The sequence below is a fragment of the Streptococcus mitis genome, assembly GCF_019929545.1.
GTDB classification, from domain to species: Bacteria; Bacillota; Bacilli; order Lactobacillales; family Streptococcaceae; genus Streptococcus; species Streptococcus mitis_BU.
In genome coordinates, this window is the sequence record NZ_JAHZPT010000058.1 from 1 (window position 1) to 1415 (window position 1415).

Sequence of the window (1415 nt, forward strand, 5' to 3'; positions counted from 1 at the left end):
GGCTCTATAATATTTGTAGTGGGTAAATCTCCTATAAATATTATGGAGCCTATTTTTGTGTAGAAAAAAAGTCCCATATGACCTATAATGAAAAGCGACGAAACAACTCATTAGAAAGATTCATATGGAACCATTACATTTTATCATAAAACTGCTCGATATCAAAGACCCTAATGTCCAAATTATGGATGTTGTTAATAGAGATACCCACAAGGAAATCATCGCTAAACTGGATTATGAGGCCCCATCTTGTCCTGAATGTGGAAGTCAAATGAAGAAATATGACTTCCAAAAACCATCGAAAATTCCTTACCTTGAAACAACTGGTATGCCTACCAGAATCCTCCTTAAAAAGCGTCGTTTCAAGTGCTATCATTGCTCTAAAATGATGGTCTCACAGACCTCTCTCGTCGAGAAAAATCACCAAATTCCTCGTATTATCAACCAAAAAATTGCGCAAAAATTGATTGAAAAAACTTCTATGACCGATATCGCTCATCAACTGGCTATTTCAACTTCAACTGTCATTCGCAAGCTTAATGACTTCCGTTTTAAGCATGATTTTTCTCGTCTTCCAGAGATTATGTCTTGGGACGAGTATGCCTTTACCAAGGGAAAGATGAGTTTCATTGCACAAGATTTTGATAATCTTAACATCATCACTGTTCTTGAAGGCAGAACACAGGCTATCATACGAAATCACTTTCTGCGCTACGAGCGAGCTGTTCGTTGTCAGGTGAAAATCATTACGATGGATATGTTTAGTCCCTACTATGCCTTAGCTAAACAGCTTTTCCCATGTGCTAAAATCGTTCTCGACCGCTTTCACATTGTCCAACATCTCAGCCGTGCTATGAGTCGTGTCCGTGTCCAAATCATGAATCAATTTGAGCGAAAATCTCATGAATACAAAGCCATCAAGCGCTACTGGAAGCTCATACAGCAGGATAGTCGTAAACTCAGTGATAAACGTTTTTATCGCCCTACTTTTCGCATGCACTTAACAAATAAAGAAATTCTAGACAAGCTTTTGAGCTATTCAGAAGACTTGAAACACCACTACAATCTCTATCAACTCTTGCTTTTTCACTTTCAGAACAAGGAACCTGTCAAATTCTTCGGACTTATTGAGGACAATCTAAAGCAGGTTCATCCTCTTTTTCAGACTGTCTTTAAAACCTTCCTCAAGGATAAAGAAAAGATTGTCAACGCCCTTCAACTACCCTATTCCAACGCCAAATTGGAAGCGACCAATAATCTCATCAAACTTATCAAGCGAAATGCCTTTGGTTTTCGGAACTTTGAAAACTTCAAAAAACGGATTTTTATCGCTCTCAATATCAAAAAAGAAAGGACGAAATGTGTCCTTTCTCGATCTTAGCTTTTCTTCAACCCACTACAGTTGACAAAGAGCC

At 38.2% G+C, this 1415-nt stretch carries 1 protein-coding gene; it reads left to right on the forward strand.

Annotation, left to right across the window (positions count from 1 at the left end; translation table 11 throughout):
• Nucleotides 1–124 precede the first annotated feature (124 nt).
• Nucleotides 125–1381 (forward strand): ISL3 family transposase, encoded by a 1257-nt coding sequence (locus tag K1I71_RS09475; RefSeq protein ID WP_049501810.1) that lies wholly within the window; start codon nucleotides 125–127, stop codon nucleotides 1379–1381.
• The last annotated feature ends 34 nt before the right edge of the window (nucleotides 1382–1415 follow it).